The sequence below is a fragment of the Halobacillus sp. genome (assembly GCF_049282395.1).
Lineage (GTDB): Bacteria > Bacillota > Bacilli > Bacillales > Halobacillaceae > Halobacillus.
Genome location: NZ_JBAPTY010000093.1, coordinates 1 through 3449, shown reverse-complemented (window position 1 = coordinate 3449; position 3449 = coordinate 1). Strand labels below are relative to the sequence as shown.

Below are 3449 nucleotides of genomic sequence, written 5' to 3'. Positions count from 1 at the left end.
AATATAAAGGAAAAGCTTTTTCCAACTCACAAACGTTAGATGTGAACAGGCGGGCAGGGAAAGAAATTCTCAGGCAGCTTCGGTTAAGAAATATCTCTGGCATAATAATGATTGATTTTATATCTATGAAGGATACTTCTGCTGCAGAACAACTCCTTAAAGAGATGAAGAATCTGGCGAAAAAGGATTTAGTACGAACTCAGATTTTAGGGATTACACGCTTAGGTTTAATGGAAATTACTCGAAAAAACGAATGGATGAGCCCCGTCCAGTTAATACAGGAAAATCCTGAACCTGTGTTTACGATCGAAACGGCCGTTTTCCGTCTTGAGCGGGAACTTCTTTTTGGAGTTGGAAAAAACCAGGAAGCTATTCTGTTATCTATAAATCCTCGGCTTAAAAACGTTAAAAAACAATTGCTTTCAGGCCGTATATCTAGTAAAATTCCACAGGAGCTGTTTGTTAGGGAGGATCCAAGCGTTTCTCACTATCAAATTGAGCTTGAAGGGTCCGTGGACATGATTCGTGAAATGGTTCATAAGCGCGGTTATCATGTTGACAACTTGTTTTGAACTGTGGTAACATTGTTTTGTTATTCTAGTAGCACTCCGATGCTACAACCGCACAGAACAGGTTTGGAAAACCGTTTTCGGTACCTGAATGGCGAGTCTGAGTAAATCGAGGAGGTGCAAGTATGTACGCAATTATTGAAACTGGTGGTAAACAAGTTAAAGTTGAGAAAGGCCAGGAGATCTATGTAGAGAAAGTAAACGTAGAATCTGGTGACACTGTAACTTTCGACAAAGTTCTATTTGTAGGTGGAGAAGATTCTAAAATCGGTGCTCCTTACGTTGATGGTGCTTCTGTAACGGCTAAAGTTGAGAAACAAGGCCGTCAGAAAAAACTTACCGTCTTCAAATATAAGCCTAAAAAGAACTATAAGCGCAAACAAGGTCACCGTCAGCCGTACACGAAGCTTATCGTTGAAGATATCAACGCGTAAGGGTCGGACGGTATGATTAACGTGTCGTTGTTTCGTTCACAAGGGGATATCACAGGTTTTGAGATTTCTGGACACGCTGAGAGCGGACCTTATGGTCACGATCTAGTATGTGCAGCAGTTTCAGCTGTTTCCTTTGGAGCAGTCAATTCGCTGGTGAGTCTTTGTGGATTTGAACCACATGTCGAGCAGGGTGGAGAAGGCGGTTTTCTTAAAATTATTCTTCCTGAGGGACTGAATAAAGAAACATACGCTAAATCCCAGCTGCTTCTCGAAGGCATGCTGGTTTCGCTTCAGACAATTGAACAGGAATACAACCAATATATTACAATATCAAACCAATAAGGAGGTGGAGACCCATGCTACGTCTTGATTTGCAGTTTTTTGCCCAGAAAAAGGGTGTAGGTAGTACAAAAAACGGCCGTGACTCTGAGTCTAAGCGTCTTGGAGCTAAGCGTGCAGACGGACAAACGGTAACTGGTGGTTCTATCCTTTACCGTCAACGCGGTACAAAAGTTTACCCTGGAGCTAACGTTGGCCGCGGCGGCGATGACACATTGTTCGCTAAAGTGGACGGAGTTGTTAAATTCGAACGTTACGGACGCGACCGCAAAAAAGTCAGCGTTTATCCTGTTGCTCAGGAAGCGTAAACTGAATAGTGTACGGGTTCATACGTAAATTGAAGCCGCGCTGTGCCTTTTGCATAAGCGTGGCTTTTTTTGTTATATAAATTTCGAGGATTATTTTAGTTTCCTCCCTATGTTTGCTATACTTTTTATTATTATGGATGACCGAAGGAGCTGACCCCCGTTGGATGACAAAGAGATCATTACGCTGCTCAGACATAAGCGTCATGACTGGATGAATCAAATTCAGCTGCTTCAGGGATACGCATCTCTGGGGAAGCAGGAGCGGTTATTAGATCAAATCGATGACATAAAAGAAGAAGCTGAAAATGAAAGAAGAATATTGAATAGTGATGCCGTTGTTTTTCCTATTTGGCTGATATCGTTCAATTGGAAGTACGACTATTACAGAATTAAATACTCTTTGAGTGATGAAGTTGATTTATCCCGTCATGATCAAAAGCTGACGGCTTATGGCGAGCGTATGATTGAATTAATGAATGACTACAGGGTGGCTGATGAACTCTATGAGGGAACCGTCCAAATCTATAAGGGCATAGATGAGCATTCGCTAGGGTTAAGCTGGGAGTGGGAAGGCCGCTTCCGGCACACAGAAACCTTTATGAAAGAGTTGAATCAGGCAGGGTTTATAGCCACTATTTTAGAGGAAAGAGAACTATCTATCGAGATGATGATAGATTGAAGAGGTGAAGAGGATGTTTGTTGATCAGGTTAAAGTATTTGTTAAAGCTGGAGATGGAGGGAACGGTTTAGTTGCCTACCGTCGTGAGAAATATGTTCCAAAAGGCGGACCTGCCGGTGGAGACGGTGGAAATGGCGGGAACGTTATCTTTGAAGTGGATGAAGGGTTGAATACCCTAATGGATTTTCGGTACCAGCATCATTTCAAGGCGGCTCGTGGAGAAAATGGTATGAACCAGAAGCAGCATGGTAAAAATGCGGATCCTCTAGTGGTCAGCGTTCCTCCTGGAACAACCGTAAAGGACGCGGACACAGATAAGGTCATTGCTGACTTAACTGAACATAAACAGCGCGCCGTAATAGCAAAAGGCGGAAGAGGCGGCCGTGGCAATGCCAGGTTTGCTACAGCAAGAAATCCTGCACCAGAAATTGCTGAGAATGGTGAACCTGGAGAAGAACTTGATGTAGTTGTGGAATTAAAATTGTTGGCTGACGTAGGGTTGGTAGGATTTCCTAGTGTAGGGAAGTCAACATTTCTTTCTGTGGTAACTGCAGCAAAACCTAAAATTGCAGATTATCACTTTACAACTTTATCCCCAAATCTTGGGGTGGTGGAAAGTCAGGATCACCGCAGTTTTGTAATGGCGGACCTCCCTGGACTGATTGAAGGCGCCCATGAAGGCATCGGACTTGGTCATCAGTTTTTACGGCACGTTGAACGAACACGGTTGCTGATTCATGTCGTGGATATGTCAGGTCTGGAAGGACGCGATCCTTATGAAGATTATGTCACGATCAATAATGAGTTATCTTCTTATGACAAGAGACTTGAAAATCGACCTCAAATCATTGTTGCCAATAAGATGGATATGCCGGATTCGGAAGAGAACCTGAGGGCATTTAAAGAGCATCTAGATAAAGATGTTATGGTTTTTCCTATATCTACAATAACTCGTGAAGGTCTTGATGAGCTTCTTTATACAGTAGCTGACAAATTGGATCAAATACCGAAGCGGGAAGAATCTGTTGAAGAAGTCGATGAGCGAGTCGTTTATAAATTTGAAAAGGAAGAAGCTCCTTTCCAATTGACAAGAGCAGACGATGGAGCTTATGTATTATAT

Annotated in this window: 6 protein-coding genes and 1 other annotated feature; all 6 genes read left to right on the top strand. The window is 42.7% G+C overall.

Annotated features, from left to right (window positions below; translation table 11 throughout):
- Positions 1-572, top strand: a 572-nt coding sequence (locus WAM07_RS04585) for a ribonuclease E/G (RefSeq protein ID WP_422165167.1), incomplete at its 5' end; no start/stop codon positions are given.
- Positions 573-608: 36 nt separating this feature from the next.
- Positions 609-681, top strand: a sequence feature (ribosomal protein L21 leader region).
- A gap of 13 nt (positions 682-694) precedes the next feature.
- On the top strand, positions 695-1003 hold the full coding sequence (rplU, locus tag WAM07_RS04580; RefSeq protein ID WP_014643892.1) for a 50S ribosomal protein L21: 309 nt from the start codon (positions 695-697) through the stop codon (positions 1001-1003).
- Between the two features lie 12 nt (positions 1004-1015).
- Positions 1016-1345: a ribosomal-processing cysteine protease Prp gene (locus WAM07_RS04575; protein ID WP_422165164.1), complete on the top strand. Its 330-nt coding sequence runs from the start codon at positions 1016-1018 to the stop codon at positions 1343-1345.
- Between the two features lie 14 nt (positions 1346-1359).
- Positions 1360-1650: a 50S ribosomal protein L27 gene (gene rpmA, locus WAM07_RS04570; protein WP_014643890.1), complete on the top strand. Its 291-nt coding sequence runs from the start codon at positions 1360-1362 to the stop codon at positions 1648-1650.
- Between the two features lie 160 nt (positions 1651-1810).
- Positions 1811-2329, top strand: coding sequence for a Spo0B domain-containing protein (locus WAM07_RS04565; RefSeq protein ID WP_422165162.1), 519 nt, complete (start codon positions 1811-1813; stop codon positions 2327-2329).
- A 13-nt stretch (positions 2330-2342) separates the two neighbouring features.
- Positions 2343-3449, top strand: a 1107-nt coding sequence (gene obgE, locus WAM07_RS04560; protein WP_422165160.1) for a GTPase ObgE, incomplete at its 3' end; no start/stop codon positions are given.

Excerpts from the sequence above, each read along its gene's own strand:
- rpmA (WP_014643890.1), top strand. The coding sequence starts at position 1,360 with ATGCTACGTCTTGATTTGCAGTTTTTTGCCCAGAAAAAGGGTGTAGGT.
- rplU (WP_014643892.1), top strand. The coding sequence starts at position 695 with ATGTACGCAATTATTGAAACTGGTGGTAAACAAGTTAAAGTTGAGAAA.
- WAM07_RS04575 (WP_422165164.1), top strand. The coding sequence starts at position 1,016 with ATGATTAACGTGTCGTTGTTTCGTTCACAAGGGGATATCACAGGTTTT.